A 15,174-nucleotide genomic window follows, 5' to 3' on the forward strand; every position below is an offset into this window, starting at 1 on the left:
GGGGCGTTGTCTCACCCCCTGCAAAATTCCTTACTCCTTCAGGAAGTTTAACGTGGACTTTTGATTGATAATCCCGTTGTCCTTCAGAGTAACTTGTAGTGCATCTCCAGAGTTCTCGATCTCGATCTTAAATTTTCCTTCTTTATCGATGATCGGACTGTTCTCCACATATCTTCCTTCGAAGATTTTCTGTTTATTGAATTTCACTACGTAGTTCACGTTGTCCTGGCTCTCGATCTCTAAAAGGACTTGATTGACTCCTTTAGATCCGTCCCAGGCCATAGCAGTCCATGGTCCTTTAAATTTTTCTAAACTAGAATCACCGCCGAAAGATCGCATTGCAGCCGCGGGTTTGGCCTTGGAGAGAACTGCGGAGATAGGATTTGCACGATCACTTTCTCCTCCGAGATCCGTTTTCGCTGTGACCGAGTATAGATATAATGTTTCTTTTTCAGGGATGTCCGCTGTATATGCTGATGTTTTATCGTTTGTGGATGAAAGGAAGTCCCAAGAAGAGGAGCCTCTTTTCTTTCTATAAACGTAATATTCATTTGCGCCTTTCACCAGATCCCATTTCAAAGATATCTTGCCGGCCTTTGCGTCCGTGCTTCCTTTCAGATTTTCAGGAGAAGGTAATTTGGCTCCTCTTTGCTTGTTTGGATCGATGTACCCGTAAGCATAATCAGAGAATGGTCCTGATAGACCGTCTTTATTGACTGCGGCCACTGCATAGAACGCGTATTGTCCGGATAATTTCTCATCTATGAAATTTTCTCTAGGCTCTTCTGCAAGTTTGGCCCAGGCTCCTCCTCCAAAGATCCCCGTGATATTGTATCGATAGATCACGTACTTGGAAGCACCGGCCACCTTTTGCCAATGCAATTCTATTTTACTATTGTATAATCCTTTCGTAGCCTTGAGGCCAGTAGGTTTAGAAGGCTTTGCTGTAAGCTTCGCCGTAAAGCCGGAAGCTGCGTCTGAGGCCTCTCCGGTTTTTCCGTTCCCTGTTGCTGCAATTACATAGAATTCGGTAACTCCGTTCTTTGCAGCTCCATTGTCCGAATAAGTCGAAGCCTTTGCCTTTCCGATAGATAGGTATTTCTTCTGAGTTGCGCTCCATTTATAAACGGAGTAATCAGTCACTCCATCAATGGTTTCCCAGACTAAATCTACCTTGTTGGAGAATTGCCCTTGGCTTGCCTTTACTCCTACTACCTTAGGTGGAGCCTTAGCTTCTTCCGTTTTTGCGTAACCGATAACATCTCCATTGGATAGATCCGAAGAATCGGAGTCGGTTAAAGTAGCGATCTTGTAGGAATATGCGAAGTCCTTTTGTACTCCGTCGTCGGTGAATCCGTTTGTTTGAGAAAGTCCGATCTTGGAAAAGGAAGAATCTCCAGAACCCTTTCTGTAGATCTCATAACCGATTGCGAGTGGGATCGATTCCCAGGTCAAGATTACCTTATCGGAGAAAGAACCTTGGGAGGCTGAGATCTCTTTTGGAGGAAGGGGTTTTACTTTCTCAGGAGGCACAGGCTTTGTATCAGTAGCCGGCGGAAGGATATTATCCGTGGTTGTTGTAGTCGTAGTGCTTGTATCTGCGGTATTCGTCGCGGTAGTAGTGCTGGCGGGAGCCGTTTCATCCACCATTACGAATGCAGATTGGCAGATCTTGGAGAACCACTTATAGTCTATATAACCGTATCCATTGTCTCCCCATTGAGTGCTCCAAGAATTAATGAACTTAAATGCTCCTCTGGAATCATCATATCCTATAATCGCAATTGCATGACCTCCGTAGGTCTTGCCAATTCCTTCCTTATAAATCTGATCTCCTTTTAAGTTCATAAAGTTTTCATAAACTAGAATTCCGGCTACTACAGGCCTTCCTTCATTGAGCTGGTTTTTAACCTCAGTCGGATCCGTTTGACGAACTCTCAGAAATTCCTTGGCCTTGTAGTTGGAAGCGGTATTTAATGCAGCTTGAGAAGGACGAGTTAGATAATCGTTCGGATTATATGGCATGCTGGTCCAAGGTGCCGCTCCATTCTCTACTACCAAACGCATAGCATCGGAGATCAAAGAACCATTATCCCTTCCTCCATTGATCTGATTATAGATGAATGCAGGAGAAAAAATATTAGAGTAATTCGGAGAGCCTGAAGAATCTTTCAACTTCCAGCCTGAGTTCTTTCTCTCCATATATTCCTGGTAGGACTTCGTTGCGTATGCGGTAGACCAGGCTACGCATGAACTCTGTTGTCCCTGGTCTCCTACAGGCGGCATAAAAGAAGAAAGATCTACGGAAGAGGGAAGTCCTCTATGCGCAATCTTGTACGGGTTTGCCTCTTTCAAGGAAGCGATCAGTTCTGCCGGTTCCTGTTTCATTCCCAAAGAAGGAGGGCTTTGAGAGAATAGGCCCGATGCGAAAACGAAAAATAGGAATGTGAATACGGATATTGTGCGAAGATTCGATTTCATTCGGTATTACCTTCTTAGTTCTTAACGTAGGATAGGATCTTTTCTTCCAGCTCTTTGCTGTATTCTCGAAATGCGTAAGGATGAGGCTCGTAAAGAGCGATAGTCTCCGACTCGTTCCCCTTGCTATCTTTTACTTTTTTCTTTATTAGAAAAAGTATATATTCTCCTTCTTGAGGAGTTGCCTTCAGCCATTTCCCGAAAAGTTCCGGAAAGACTAAAAATGCTAGATCAAACTTCTGAGGCAAGGTGCTTCCACCCTTTAGAGGCTTGATCACTTCTACAGTCGCTGTGACCGAAATGGAGCTAGAAGAAATCTTACTCTCCTTCACATTAGTGAGGCGAGCCAACGCGATATAATTAGAGGCGTTGACCTGGGATTCTAAAGGAAGAGGAGGGGTAAGTGCGGATAAGGGAAGAATGAAAATCAGTAAAAAAGCCAAGAATACCAAAGGCAATTGTCTTTGCATTGGAAGCCACTCCGGGAAACAAGTTTTTAACACGGCTTTCCACTCTACTTCGAAATCCTCGGGTTTTTCAACGATTTTCCGCGCTATTGTTGAAGAAGAGCAGATGAAAATTTTACAGAAAAAGAAAACTAGATCGGATTTTTGTGGGAGAAGCTGGAACTATTTTGCGTGTACAAGCAACTCAGGAATATTGATAGAATCGGGATGCTCTGAGAAACGAGGAAAGATTGCCCGGATTTTAGGGGAATCATCCACCCAGATCAAAGCAGGTTGGTATTTCATACTTCCTAATTCGGGAATGATATACGCTTGGATCCCGAATGCTCTCGCTAGCTCCATGGCGGCACCAGAACCTTTCGGGCTCAAGAATACGATTTTCTCTCCGAACTCCCCAAAGATATTCTTTAGATCCTCGTAGTGATCTTTCTCAGGCGTTAAAGTGATGAATACGAACTGTGTTCCTACTGGAGCGGATTCCTGAAAATGAGCCAAGAATTTTCTAAGATCTTTCTTATTCCTCTCAGGAGAATCAAATAAACCGAAATACAACAGAGTTTGTCTTCCGCTCAAAACATTCTTGAGTAAGACGGATTCTTGGTTCTTCCCCAAAAATACAGTCTCGTTCGGAACGTCCTTCTCTGCGAATACCATGTTGGCATCTCTATGGAATAAAAGGAAGAGTATAGGTAGGATCGCGATCGTTGCAGTTAAGAAGAGTTTCCAGCGATTTGATTCCATGCTCTAAGAACAAGAGACGCAAGGGGGCTTAAAACCGCAGCAGTATTCTTTGGATAAGGCCCTGATTTTTTATGGAATGTTGCTAGTAAAATTTACAGCAAGAGTGGAATTCTGGATAGAATTGCCTTACTTATGACGTCGGAAATTAATTATCTCTCAACTCGAAGTGAACCGGGACTCTATGGTTCATTCTTGTAGGACGTCCTTTTGCATAACCAGGACTCCATCTCGCAATTCGCACCACCTTGACGGCTGCATCTTCGAAGCCATATCCTTTGATAGTAGATCGAACCACTTTAGCTTGGACTAGGTTTCCTCTCTCGTCTACTTGTACTTCTAGAGTAATGTCTGCGTAAGAAATCCCTTGTGCCTTTGCATTCTCCGGAAAGAAATCATTTAAATCGAAATCGATAATAGCCGCTGGAGGTTTATCTCCTAAGAATGCGTACAAGAATCCATCTTTGTCTGTGCCATCGCCGCTTAGCTTGTTCGGATCGATTTCGGCCTCGTCAGGATCTTCTCCGTCTTTTTTGGAGCCTTCTACCCATTCTTCTTTTTCTACATGAGTGGGAGAATTCTCTCCTCCTAATAATTCAGGGGGAATGTCCTCTATATCCACTTCCACATTCATTTCCAATTGTTCTGAATCTACGATGGAAACGTCTGTATGAGTGACGATATAATAAATCCCGAAGGAAAGAATATGAGCGGCAATCGAGCCGTATAAACATCTTTCCCAAAGAGTGAGTTCCTTCACCCTTTGTATCGTAGCGGTTTTTATTTTTTCTAAGCCTTGGTTCATCCGAGTCTACGATTTATCTTTTTACTGATAAAGCGATCCTAGTCACTCCGGCCTTGTGAATCAAGCCCATGGTCTCAGCAATTCTTCCGTATGGAATGGAAGAATCGGCCGATAAGGTAAGCCTCATATTCGGCCTGAATTTCAAGTCTCTTTGCAATTGAGCCTGCAATCGAGGTCCGTCGGTCTCGGCCCCTTCTAACATGATCTTGCCGTCTTTAGTAAGTGCGACCTGGACGGATTGAGCCACATTCGGATCGGCTGAATCCACCTTAGGTAAGTTGATATTGATGGATTCCTTCTTTAAGAAGTTTGCGGTCACCATAAAGATCACCAACAGCACTAGGATAACATCCACCATCGGTGTGATATTAATGCTGCCTATTTCTTCGCCGTCTCCGGAAGAACTTTGTCCTGCCATGTTCTACTCCTTTTATTCTCGGGAGTTATTTCCGAGAGACGCTCGCTAAGAATTCTCTGGAAAGGATTTCCAGATTCGCTTGGATGATCTTCAGCTTACGAGTGAAGTAGTTGTTTGCCATAACCACAGGGATAGCCACTGCCAAACCTACTGCAGTTGCTAATAGGGCAGTGGAGATGGTTCTCATCACTACATCTGCTCCGGTATTTCCGAGTGTTCCTAAACGATAGAATGCATTGATCACTCCGAAGACTGTTCCGAGTAGTCCGATAAAAGGAGCATTGTTTCCAAGAGTATTTAGAATGGAGAGTCTGGTCTCGAATTCTACTCTTTCTCCGATGGCTTTTCCTTCCATCAGCTCTCCCAAACTTTCTTTTCCTTTTTTGGAATGTTCTGCGGAGAAGCTAGCGAATCTCGCGTATACATTTTCTGGATAAGTCTCCGTGAATTTATGCGCGTCGGAAAGTTCTCCTTTGCGAACGGTGTCTACGATTTCGGTGAGTAAGAGTTTGGAATCTTTGGTATTTTTAATAAAAACGATAGCTCTTTCGACCACCACTGCTATGGCGAGAATGCTCGCGATGATCATGATCACGAATACTGCTGATTCGCCGTACTCGATGAAACTCTCAAAATTCATTCAGATATCCTTCCTACATTCTATTTTTTGCCTGGTATGATCCCAGTCATTCTGTTTTTGTTCCTTAATTTCCGGAAGCAGAAGGTTCCGAATCAGTAAGGTACAGTTCTTTGCAATTTCTAAGACAGTTTAAGGTTTCGACCCCGGAACCAGTGATGAGTTCGGTTCCGTCTCCTTCGCAACTCCCTTCTGATTGTACTTTGGACCAATACGCTGCGTTGCATTCAAAAATACATTCTTGGACTTTGGCACCTAGCTTAGCCATCTGACCTTGTTCTAAGAGTTGATTACAATAGGATTCATAAGAAGAAGCCGATCCTCCGGAGAAGATCTGAGCCAGTTTCTCTTCGCCAGAGCCGGATAGATCCGAACTGGATTCTAAACAGTCCTGCGCTTCTTCTGCAGAAGTCTTACAAGCAGAAACAGGCTTTGCGGAATTGTTGATCAGGGATTGCAATATAAAGCCTTCGCTTCCCGAATCTGTTTCCGTTTGGGAACAAAATGAGAGCGTAAGTATCGCAAGGGACATTGCAATACTTCTAAATACAGGCATGTATATGCTTTGCTCTGACATTAAAACTTAACCTCTATTCCTACGTTAAAGAAAGGGATCACTACCCCTCCCGGTAAAGGGATTGTTCCAAACGTCGGATTTGGGCTCGGGTTGGTTTTGGAATAAGGCTTGGTATTATCGAAACTTTCTCCACTTACGTTTTCACGCATGTAGACGTTGATGATCTCCAAGAACGTATTCACATACCCCCATTCATAATTGAAAAACCGGTCAAACCGGATGTCAAGTCGATGATAGGGTTTTAATCTCTCACTATTGATATATTGTCCTAGGGCCGGATTATTGGCATATTGGGGGGACCAGTAGGTTTGGCCATTGGCCGGGTTGCTGAATTTGCCCCCATCGTCCCCAACAATGGGTGTAAACGGCATACTGGTCAAATAAGACCATCTTAAGCCGAATTGCCACTCTTGGCTCCATCTCCAGCCGAATACAACGTTGATCACATTGGTCCTGTCGTAGTCGTAGAGTGTCTGTTTGGAATTATTATAAACTTGAGAGGTCAGATCAATCTGCTGCTGAGTAAGTGCAGGAGTGTTCGGATACTGCATGTAAACATTATTATTTCTGAATGTTTGAGACCAGGTATAGGTAATCCAACCGAACCAATGTCTTGTCCCCGGTCTAGAGTTCTTACGAAGTACCAATTCAAATCCGTGAGACCATCCGGTTCCCTTGTTGGAATAATTCAGTTTTTTATTCAGCACATAAGGTTGAGTGACTGCAGAATAAGGATCCGGATTTACTCCGATCGGATCGGTGATATAAGGGTCATCCACAATCAAATTTGAATATTCCTGTTTGAATACCTCTCCTTTGATCTGATAATCTCCTTCTAAGAGTTGCTCTATACCGCCTCCGTATTTGAATACTTTTTCGAAATTCAAATGAGGGTTTCCACTGTCCTTATTAAAACGGGTATCCAGAGGGAATCGATAGAAGTCACCTCCACCTCCGAAGATGGTAGTTCCTTTTCCTATCCCTTCGAATTTATAAGAGGCCTGTGCTCTCGGCCCAAGCGCACTATGATGCACATAAGGAATGTAATCATATCTTGCACCAGGCTCGATCTGAAATCCACCAAACTTGATCTTAGTAGTAACGTAAGAGTTATAGTACGTTCCCTTTGCAGCAATATTTGTGGGAATAGTAGTGAACGCGGGATTCTGAGAATCATACGGGTTCGGGCTCATATTATTAGGATCGGTCTGCACAATGCTCGATCCTCTGGAGTAGTAATTCAGTTGTCTGAATTCGGAACCGAACTCGACGCTTAAATGTCGGTTCGGATCCCAGAACGCATCTTGACGTACTCCGTTATACGCACCACTTGCCTGGCTCTTTCCTTTAATGGAACCTAAGGAAACATTGAAATCCGTAAACGGATCATAGCTGATAAAAGTGATCCGATTTGAAAATGTATCGATCGGTTTCCAAGTATAACGAAGTGCTTGCGTTCTAAATCCTTGTCCTGCAGAAAAACTTCCTCCAGCAAAGGCGGCAGTAGAATCGTTTGCAGGGTCGTTATGATATTTGCTCGGAAGATTGGCGGCAAAATCATCCTTAGAATAAAAGGAGTGGAAGGAGATCTGGTGCTTCTCATCAAAATTATGAACGAATTTCACTTGGGAGTCCACGAATCTGGGCAACCTAAGTCCTTCTGGAAAACTCGCGCCTAAAGCAGAAGTCAGACCTTGTACAAATCGATCCAAGTAACCTACGCGAACAGAAGCGATTAAATATCCTTTTCCGCCAAAGGTAGGAGTCATATAACTCATGCTACTCGACCAAGCCGACATGATCAGGTTCTTTTGGGACTTATCCACTTTATCGACAGTATCAATATGGATCACACCGCCCAAGGCGTTATTGAAGTTTGCGGGATATACACCCGTATAAACATCCATGGACTTGATTAGGTTGGCGTTAACTACCGCACTAAGACCATCGAAGTGGAACGGATATAAAATGGGAAGGTCATCCACCAAATATAAGTTCGAGTTCGGATCCGAACCTCGGATCACATAGTTATTGGCTCCTCCACCAAAGGCGGCAGTAGGAACTACTCCCGGAATAGTCTCGATCGCTCTTAAAGGCTCTCCGAATGTTCCGGGCATTCTCTTGATCTCATCATACTTGAGAGTAGTACGAGACATGATCGGCTTTTCTCTTTCTGCAGAGATTGTAATCGCTCCTTTAGGAGCCTTGGGAATGGAAGAGCCTATTCCTCCGGAGTTTGCGCCTGCATCCATATACAGTGTGATGATCTGTCCTGAGGACTCCACATTCCCCTTAATGTCCTGCATATCATCATTCTTTAATACACGGAAAGTATACATTCCAGGAGCAGGAACCACCGCTTCGAAATAACCATCCGCATCGGTCTTATAGAGTTTTCGAGTCTCGAATAAGAGTACTTGAGTCTTTCCTTCTCCTTGGTCTTTCTGTCGGGAGAATAGACGTGCCTTGAATGCAACTTCTGCAAAAACATCCGCAGGCGCGAATGCAGCCAGAAAAACTAATTTGATCAGTATTCGTTTCATCTTCATGGGATTTTCTGGTTCACGAATACATCTTTAAAGTTCAGGTACCAGGGAATTTCACCCAAGGGCTTATCGTAATAGATTAGAAGGCAAGCAACAGGATAAGATACAAACGGACATTCTGCCTTAGTAATCGCGATACTGCATAGATCCAAATTCCTTCTTTGCACGTCTCCTATCGCTGTCGGAAAATTCGGAGGGATTGGATCTCCGCATTTTTGAGAAAGGAAACTTGCGGCTGCATAGATCTGGCTATTTGCGTCTCCTTCCATAACGGTGTCTTGTCGAACGCAGTCAGACAAAGAGAAGATTAGAATACAGAAGAACAGTAAGCGAATCTTCATCTTCGTACAGGCTCCTGAGGAGATACTTCGATTACTTCCGGAGAACCGATCACAGTTCCTTTTACTTTCAATACGCTTATTGTTCCTACAGGGAAGAATAGATGAGTCTCATGCCAATACTTGATCTTGATGAGTCCTTTTCCTCCGGGGATCCTCTGCACGGCATCGCTCAACGCATAATCCATATTCATAGGATTTGTCATGGGGAAGAGGCCGAATAAAAAGAATACGGAACTTTCTCCGCTGGAAACTCCGAGTTCCACATAATCTGAAGAACGGATGATCGTAGCAGATTCCGCATAACGGATATGCGAGACCCTTCCTCCCACTTCGGTCCTGGTCAATGTACCGGAGCAGGACTCGCTTAGAAGAAAGACGAGAAGAAACAGTATGCCGATCTGAAATCGAATCATATAGGGTAAGGGAATTAACGACCTTTTCTTCTTGGATCCGGTTGTTGTTGCGGCTCTTCTTCGAATTTTACCGCTTCTGCAGAGATATGTAATCTGTTTATTGTGATGAATGCGACAATGATCTTATCCGACCAAAATCTCACGTTGATGAGAGCGTCCGCTTCTTTTGTTTTTTTAAGTTCATCTAATAAGCGGTCGATTGGCGGTTCACTCAAAGGAACTCCGATGATCGCGATATCGAACGTGAACCAGTATTTCATTCCTTCTACCGGAGCGATCACCTTGTATTTTTTATCCGCCATCGGAACCGTGCTTGTTGCAAGCCCAGCGTTAGACGTGGCGCAACCGGAAAGAAAAAAGGCCAGGATTAGGGAAACGATTAGTCCGTAAATACGAGGTTTCATGTTTTTTCCTTTCTCGGGAACCGACCTGAGTCCAAATCGGTTGGATTCAGAACATCGCAAGACCCTAAGATCAGGCTCGGTAGAATTTACCGCCATCAAGGACTGAAAAGACATATTTTCCAAGGAAAAAATTTGTTCCTAGGAATGGGAAATAAATTGAATTAACCGGGAGTCGATCGAAAAGAAAATGAGTATATTACAAAACTATGATTTTGTATCTTGAGGAAGGAATTAGCGAATGGTGTCTGTTTTCTTATAAGACTGCACGAGTTTTCGAGCAGCTTGGTACGAGCCTGATAGACCTTGTACTACTCTATCTTCTTCTTTTTCGAATTCTTCGCCTAACTTGGAATGGAAATCGTCCAGAAGCATAGCCTGCACGGATTCATGAAGCCAATGTTTAGCCTGCTCCTTTCTTTTCTTATCCAAGTAACCGGTTTCTTTGATTGCGCTAATAAAAGTTTGGATTTCAGACCAGATCTCGGATATCCCTTCTCCAGTATGTGCTGAACAAGTTCTGACCTCGGTCTTCATTCCTGATTCATGAGAAGGAAGAAAATGCACTGCAGAAATCGTTTCGCTTTTCGCACGATTGGCGCGCATCGTGTTCTCTCCGTCCGCCTTGGTGATCGCGATCAGATCTGCCATCTCCATGATGCCTCTCTTGATCCCTTGCAATTCGTCCCCGGCTCCTGCTATCAGTAGAAGAAGAAAAATATCCACCATCGAATACACTGCCGTTTCGGATTGTCCTACACCTACCGTTTCGACTAGAATAGTATCGAAGCCGGCGGCTTCGCAGAGAAAAATAGTCTCTCTGGTTTTACGAGCCACTCCTCCCAATGAATCTCCGGATGGGGAAGGGCGAATGAATGCTTCTTTTTTACGAGAGAGAGTTTCCATCCTGGTCTTGTCTCCCAGAATAGAACCCTTGGAAAGTTGAGAAGAAGGATCTATCGTAAGTACTGCGATCTTTCTTCCCTTATCAATCAGATGATTTCCGAAAGTTTCTATGAAACTGCTTTTACCGACTCCCGGAATTCCTGTGATCCCCACGCGAACACTTTTGCCTGAATGAGGAAGGCATTTTTCTAAAATAGCTTCTGCTAATTCTTGATGAGAAGGAAGGGTGCTTTCTATCAGGGTGATAGCACGGCTGAGAAGTACGATATCTCCTGCCAAGATTCCTTGTACGAATGTCTCCAGATCCGGAAGGATCTTCTTCTTAACCGAGCCTCTGACTAGGCTTTCGTCCGATCCTTCCGTCGCCGGCATGAGATTATTGACCTTCTACGCTTTTGATGAGGAGTTCTAGGATCTCCACTCCTGCTTTGGAAATCTTAGTGCCCGGCCCGAAGATACCGTTCACTCCTGCCTTATACAAGTAATCATAATCTTGCTGAGGAATCACTCCTCCTGCGATGACTAAAATGTCTTCGCGACCAAGATTCTTAAGTTCTTGGATAACCTGAGGCACAAGTGTCTTATGACCCGCTGCGAGACTAGAGACTCCGAGTACATGCACGTCATTCTCTATCGCCTGTTTTGCAGCTTCTCCCGGAGTTTGGAAGAGAGGGCCTATATCGACGTCGAATCCCATATCGGCAAAGCTCGTTGAGATTACCTTGGCACCTCTATCGTGACCATCCTGTCCCATCTTTGCGACCATGATACGAGGTTGTCTTCCCTCGAGCTTGGCAAATTTGGCGGAGAGTTCTTTGGCCTTTTTGAAATCGGGATCGTCCATGATTTCTTCCGAATATACGCCTTTGATCATGTGAGTGACTGACTTATAGCGTCCGAACACTTTCTCCATGGCGTAAGAAATTTCTCCGAGAGTAGCTCTTTTTCGAGCCGCGTCCACCGCAAATGCGAGTAGATTTCCTTTTCCTGTTTGGGCGCATTCAGTAATTGTATTGAGGGCCGCTTCGACAGCTGCATTGTCCCGATTCTTCTTGAGCTCGTTCAGCTTTTTGATCTGGGATTCTCTCACTGCAGTATTATCGATATCTAAAATATCCAAAGGATTTTCTTTTTCCGGGCGATAACGATTGATCCCTACGATCACATCTCTTCCGGAATCGATCCTTGCCTGTTTCCGGGCAGCGGCTTCTTCTATCCTCATTTTGGGGATCCCGGTCTCGATCGCCTTTGCGATCCCGCCTAGTTGCTCGACTTCTTGGATCAATTCCCAGGCTCTTTCTGCGAGTTGCGCAGTGAGGGATTCTACATAATAAGAACCGCCCCATGGATCCACGACTCGATGGATATTTGTTTCTTCTTGTAAATAGATCTGAGTGTTTCTTGCGATCCTTGCGGAGAAGTCCGTAGGAAGTGCGATCGCTTCGTCTAACGCGTTCGTATGTAGAGACTGAGTATGTCCGAGAGCCGCAGCCAATGCTTCTATACAGGTTCTTCCCACATTATTGAATGGATCCTGTTCCGTTAAACTCCAACCTGAGGTTTGACAATGAGTTCTAAGCGCGAGAGACTTGCTATTCTTAGGATTGAATGTCTTCACTAGTTTTGCCCAGAGAAGTCTTCCCGCTCTCATCTTAGCGATTTCCATGAAGTGATTCATTCCTATCGCCCAGAAGAAGGAGAGGCGAGGAGCGAAACTATCCACATCCATCCCGGCCTTGATCCCAGTGCGTAGATATTCCAATCCGTCAGCTAGAGTATAAGCAAGCTCGATGTCGGCAGTTGCTCCAGCTTCCTGCATATGATAGCCGGAGATAGAGATCGAATTGAACTTAGGCATGAACTCAGTGGTGTACTGAAAGATATCCGCGATAATCCTCATCGAAGGTTCCGGCGGATAAATATAAGTATTTCTCACCATGAACTCTTTTAAGATATCGTTCTGGATGGTTCCGGAAAGTTGTTCCGGCTTCACACCTTGCTCTTCAGCAGCTACGATATAAAATGCAAGAGTAGGGATGACCGCACCGTTCATCGTCATGGAAACGGACATCTGGTCCAAAGGGATTTGATCGAATAAGATCTTCATGTCCAGCACGGAGTCGATTGCAACTCCCGCTTTTCCCACATCTCCTAGAACTCTTTCGTGATCGGAGTCGTATCCTCTGTGAGTTGCCAAGTCGAATGCAACGGAAAGTCCCTTCTGTCCTGCGGCCAAGTTTCTACGATAGAATGCATTGGATTCTTCGGCGGTGGAGAAGCCTGCGTACTGGCGAATGGTCCAAGGTTGTTGGACATACATAGTAGAATACGGTCCTCGTAAGAAAGGAGGAAGTCCTGCAGCAAAATCTAAATGTTCTAAGGATTCCACATCCTTAGGAACGTAAACAGGTTTAACAGGGATCTTCTCGGGAGTATTCCAAACGGTTTCTTCTATTTTAGAAAGACCTAATTCATCCAAGGCTTCCTTAGACCAGGATTCAAATTTAGAATCACCAACAACGGGAGAACGATTTGCGGAGAAGGAAGGTCGTTTCATTTGATTCCCAGCCTTTTGAGTAGATCGGAAAGTGTTTCTAAAAGATTGGAGCGGACATGCAAGAATCCGTTTACTCCTAAAGATTCTAGTTCCGGGATCTGATCCTTAGGATAACCCGCAACATATACAAGAACCTTGGAGTCTTTTTTTATCTGAGGTAGGATCTCTTTCGCATAAGAAAGAACTTCCTCATCGGAAGAACAGAGAACGATAACATTTGGTGCTTCTTTAGAAATTCCTAGGATTGCTTCTTGAGAGTTTTCGTAACTTCCCGGATCGATCACATTCAGACCGCCGCAACCCAAGAAATTCAAGGAGAAGATTGCTCTCGCCTTCTTCATCTTCAGATCTCCTAAAGGAAGAAGAAGTGCTTTTACGGTGGTTTGGTTCTTATTCTCCCAATCCTCCGTGGCCATTCTGATCTCTTCTAAGGCGTCTCCAGCAAAGAAGTCGGGCAGAGGTTCGCAAACGATCTCGCCTTCTACCTTAGGTAAAGAAGAAGACTTCAGATTTTTATTCAAGTCTTTGTTCTTAATCCTATCCTTTGCATTTGGATATTGGTTGGTTCCAAGAAAGAATTCTTTGCGAGTAGAGTAATTTTCTTCCTTCTTCTTTCTGGAAGAAAGGATAGCAGATTGGATCTTGCCGGATTTCAGGCATTCCAAGAATCCTCCGTCTTTTTCGACTTCGGAGAAAAGTTTCCATGCTTGTTCCGTAATCGCATCGGTGACGGATTCTATATAATAAGAACCTGAAGAAGGATCCGCGACCTTATCTAAGTAGGACTCATGTTTCATCAAAAGTTGGATGTTTCTTGCGATCCTAAGAGAGAAGGAGTCTGCAGGTTGAAGAAGATGATCGAATGGGAATACATTGATGACTTCTGCGCCTCCAATGGCTGCAGAGATCGCCTCCGTGGTTCCTCTTAAAATATTATTATGAAGATCGTAGATCCCGTAATTGAATCTTGCAGTTTCCGCAGTGATGAACGGAAGACTCGCTTCTCCCTTATCCGAAGAATAAGACGAGAATATTTCCGCCCAAAGAGTTCTTGCGGCTCTGAACTTAGCAATCTCTAAGAAGTAGTCCGGCCCGATGGTAAATTGGAAGATCGTTTGAGAATTTACAATCTCAGGGCTGATCCCTAATTCTCCCAGTCGAAACAAATACTCAGAACCGAGCGCCAGCGTATATGCCAACTCTTGAACGATCGTGGAACCACTGTCTCTAAAAGAAGAAGAATGAATGGTGAGTGCACGGAAATGTTTCCATTTGCCTGCAAGTTCGGATAGGATCGGCTTTAAGGTTTCAGGGCCATGTCCTGCAGAATGACCTTGTCTTGCAAGGATTCTATAAGGGTCATAACCCAATCCGCCTACAATAGTCTTATTCTTAGGAAGCCAAGAATAGATTTCGGGAGATCTTTCTTCTGCAACGAAATGAAGAGTGATGTCATCTAAAGGAAGATCTTGGATCAAGAATTCCAGATCCTTAGGACCTTGAACAGGAACACCTTTCTTTCCGGAAGTGGAGTTGGAGATCACAAAGCCAAGCGCAGAAACTCCGTTATGGATCGCTTCGAATGCGAGAGTCTTTGCAGTCTTTAGATCGGGAGAATCGATATCTTGGCGAATGCTCCACTCATTGGTAAGTTTGCGAGTTGAACGAACATACGGAAATTTTCCAGGCAAATTGGAGAGGAGCCATTCCTTTCCTTTCAAATCCTCTTTTCTATAAAACGGACGGATCTTAAATCCTTCCTGGGTTTCCCAAACCAGTTTTTTATCGAAGTCCGCACCTTTCAGATCTTTTTGGATCAGATTGGTCCATTCTTCCGTGGAGATAGGTGGAAATTCGGAAAAGAGTTTTTGAGATGCCATCGACTGCCGC

At 44.3% G+C, this 15,174-nt stretch carries 14 protein-coding genes; all 14 read right to left on the reverse strand.

Features of this window, described 5'->3' with window-relative positions:
* Window positions 1-30: 30 nt before the first annotated feature.
* Entirely contained in the window at window positions 31-2,388 is a 2,358-nt protein-coding gene (locus EHO59_RS10450) for a C1 family peptidase (RefSeq protein ID WP_425460230.1), read from the reverse strand.
* Window positions 2,389-2,495: 107 nt separating this feature from the next.
* A complete protein-coding gene (locus tag EHO59_RS10455) occupies window positions 2,496-2,948 on the reverse strand; it encodes an LIC_20196 family exoprotein (RefSeq protein WP_135587661.1) in 453 nt (150 codons plus the stop codon).
* A gap of 159 nt (window positions 2,949-3,107) precedes the next feature.
* Window positions 3,108-3,686 carry an SCO family protein gene (locus EHO59_RS10460; RefSeq protein ID WP_135587663.1) on the reverse strand — a complete coding sequence of 193 codons (579 nt, stop codon included), beginning with the start codon at window positions 3,684-3,686 and terminating at the stop codon, window positions 3,108-3,110.
* 145 nt (window positions 3,687-3,831) lie between these two features.
* A complete protein-coding gene (locus tag EHO59_RS10465; protein ID WP_135587665.1) occupies window positions 3,832-4,488 on the reverse strand; it encodes an energy transducer TonB in 657 nt (218 codons plus the stop codon).
* Between the two features lie 13 nt (window positions 4,489-4,501).
* Window positions 4,502-4,906: an ExbD/TolR family protein gene (locus EHO59_RS10470; RefSeq protein WP_135587667.1), complete on the reverse strand. Its 405-nt coding sequence runs from the start codon at window positions 4,904-4,906 to the stop codon at window positions 4,502-4,504.
* Between the two features lie 25 nt (window positions 4,907-4,931).
* Window positions 4,932-5,546: a MotA/TolQ/ExbB proton channel family protein gene (locus EHO59_RS10475; protein WP_135587670.1), complete on the reverse strand. Its 615-nt coding sequence runs from the start codon at window positions 5,544-5,546 to the stop codon at window positions 4,932-4,934.
* Between the two features lie 64 nt (window positions 5,547-5,610).
* Entirely contained in the window at window positions 5,611-6,120 is a 510-nt protein-coding gene (locus EHO59_RS10480) for a hypothetical protein (RefSeq protein ID WP_135587672.1), read from the reverse strand.
* Window positions 6,120-8,669 (reverse strand): TonB-dependent receptor plug domain-containing protein, encoded by a 2,550-nt coding sequence (locus tag EHO59_RS10485; protein WP_135587674.1) that lies wholly within the window; start codon window positions 8,667-8,669, stop codon window positions 6,120-6,122. Before EHO59_RS10485 ends, EHO59_RS10480 begins: the two co-directional genes overlap by 1 nt.
* Complete coding sequence (locus tag EHO59_RS10490; protein WP_135587676.1) at window positions 8,666-9,007, reverse strand: hypothetical protein; 342 nt, start codon at window positions 9,005-9,007, stop codon at window positions 8,666-8,668. The genes EHO59_RS10485 and EHO59_RS10490 overlap by 4 nt, the downstream gene beginning before the upstream one ends.
* A complete protein-coding gene (locus EHO59_RS10495) occupies window positions 9,004-9,420 on the reverse strand; it encodes a hypothetical protein (RefSeq protein ID WP_135587678.1) in 417 nt (138 codons plus the stop codon). Before EHO59_RS10495 ends, EHO59_RS10490 begins: the two co-directional genes overlap by 4 nt.
* A 14-nt stretch (window positions 9,421-9,434) precedes the next feature.
* Window positions 9,435-9,824 (reverse strand): LIC20211 family lipoprotein, encoded by a 390-nt coding sequence (locus EHO59_RS10500; protein ID WP_135587680.1) that lies wholly within the window; start codon window positions 9,822-9,824, stop codon window positions 9,435-9,437.
* Window positions 9,825-10,055: 231 nt separating this feature from the next.
* Entirely contained in the window at window positions 10,056-11,099 is a 1,044-nt protein-coding gene (meaB, locus tag EHO59_RS10505; protein ID WP_135587682.1) for a methylmalonyl Co-A mutase-associated GTPase MeaB, read from the reverse strand.
* A 4-nt stretch (window positions 11,100-11,103) separates the two neighbouring features.
* On the reverse strand, window positions 11,104-13,284 hold the full coding sequence (gene scpA / locus EHO59_RS10510; RefSeq protein ID WP_135587684.1) for a methylmalonyl-CoA mutase: 2,181 nt from the start codon (window positions 13,282-13,284) through the stop codon (window positions 11,104-11,106).
* Window positions 13,281-15,164, reverse strand: a complete 1,884-nt coding sequence (locus EHO59_RS10515; RefSeq protein ID WP_135587686.1) for a methylmalonyl-CoA mutase family protein — start codon at window positions 15,162-15,164, stop codon at window positions 13,281-13,283. Before EHO59_RS10515 ends, scpA begins: the two co-directional genes overlap by 4 nt.
* Between the last annotated feature and the right edge of the window lie 10 nt (window positions 15,165-15,174).

It is taken from the genome of Leptospira semungkisensis (genome assembly GCF_004770055.1).
Taxonomy (GTDB): domain Bacteria; phylum Spirochaetota; class Leptospiria; order Leptospirales; family Leptospiraceae; genus Leptospira_B; species Leptospira_B semungkisensis.

Bases quoted from the DNA above. Each gene is read 5' to 3' on its own strand.
- EHO59_RS10450 (WP_425460230.1), bottom strand. From the start codon at position 2,388: ATGAAACAGGAACCGGCAGAACTGATCGCTTCCTTGAAAGAGGCAAAC.
- EHO59_RS10455 (WP_135587661.1), bottom strand. From the start codon at position 2,948: ATGCAAAGACAATTGCCTTTGGTATTCTTGGCTTTTTTACTGATTTTC.
- EHO59_RS10460 (WP_135587663.1), bottom strand. From the start codon at position 3,686: ATGGAATCAAATCGCTGGAAACTCTTCTTAACTGCAACGATCGCGATC.
- EHO59_RS10465 (WP_135587665.1), bottom strand. From the start codon at position 4,488: ATGAACCAAGGCTTAGAAAAAATAAAAACCGCTACGATACAAAGGGTG.
- EHO59_RS10470 (WP_135587667.1), bottom strand. From the start codon at position 4,906: ATGGCAGGACAAAGTTCTTCCGGAGACGGCGAAGAAATAGGCAGCATT.
- EHO59_RS10475 (WP_135587670.1), bottom strand. From the start codon at position 5,546: ATGAATTTTGAGAGTTTCATCGAGTACGGCGAATCAGCAGTATTCGTG.
- EHO59_RS10480 (WP_135587672.1), bottom strand. From the start codon at position 6,120: ATGTCAGAGCAAAGCATATACATGCCTGTATTTAGAAGTATTGCAATG.
- EHO59_RS10485 (WP_135587674.1), bottom strand. From the start codon at position 8,669: ATGAAGATGAAACGAATACTGATCAAATTAGTTTTTCTGGCTGCATTC.
- EHO59_RS10490 (WP_135587676.1), bottom strand. From the start codon at position 9,007: ATGAAGATTCGCTTACTGTTCTTCTGTATTCTAATCTTCTCTTTGTCT.
- EHO59_RS10495 (WP_135587678.1), bottom strand. From the start codon at position 9,420: ATGATTCGATTTCAGATCGGCATACTGTTTCTTCTCGTCTTTCTTCTA.
- EHO59_RS10500 (WP_135587680.1), bottom strand. From the start codon at position 9,824: ATGAAACCTCGTATTTACGGACTAATCGTTTCCCTAATCCTGGCCTTT.
- meaB (WP_135587682.1), bottom strand. From the start codon at position 11,099: ATGCCGGCGACGGAAGGATCGGACGAAAGCCTAGTCAGAGGCTCGGTT.
- scpA (WP_135587684.1), bottom strand. From the start codon at position 13,284: ATGAAACGACCTTCCTTCTCCGCAAATCGTTCTCCCGTTGTTGGTGAT.
- EHO59_RS10515 (WP_135587686.1), bottom strand. From the start codon at position 15,164: ATGGCATCTCAAAAACTCTTTTCCGAATTTCCACCTATCTCCACGGAA.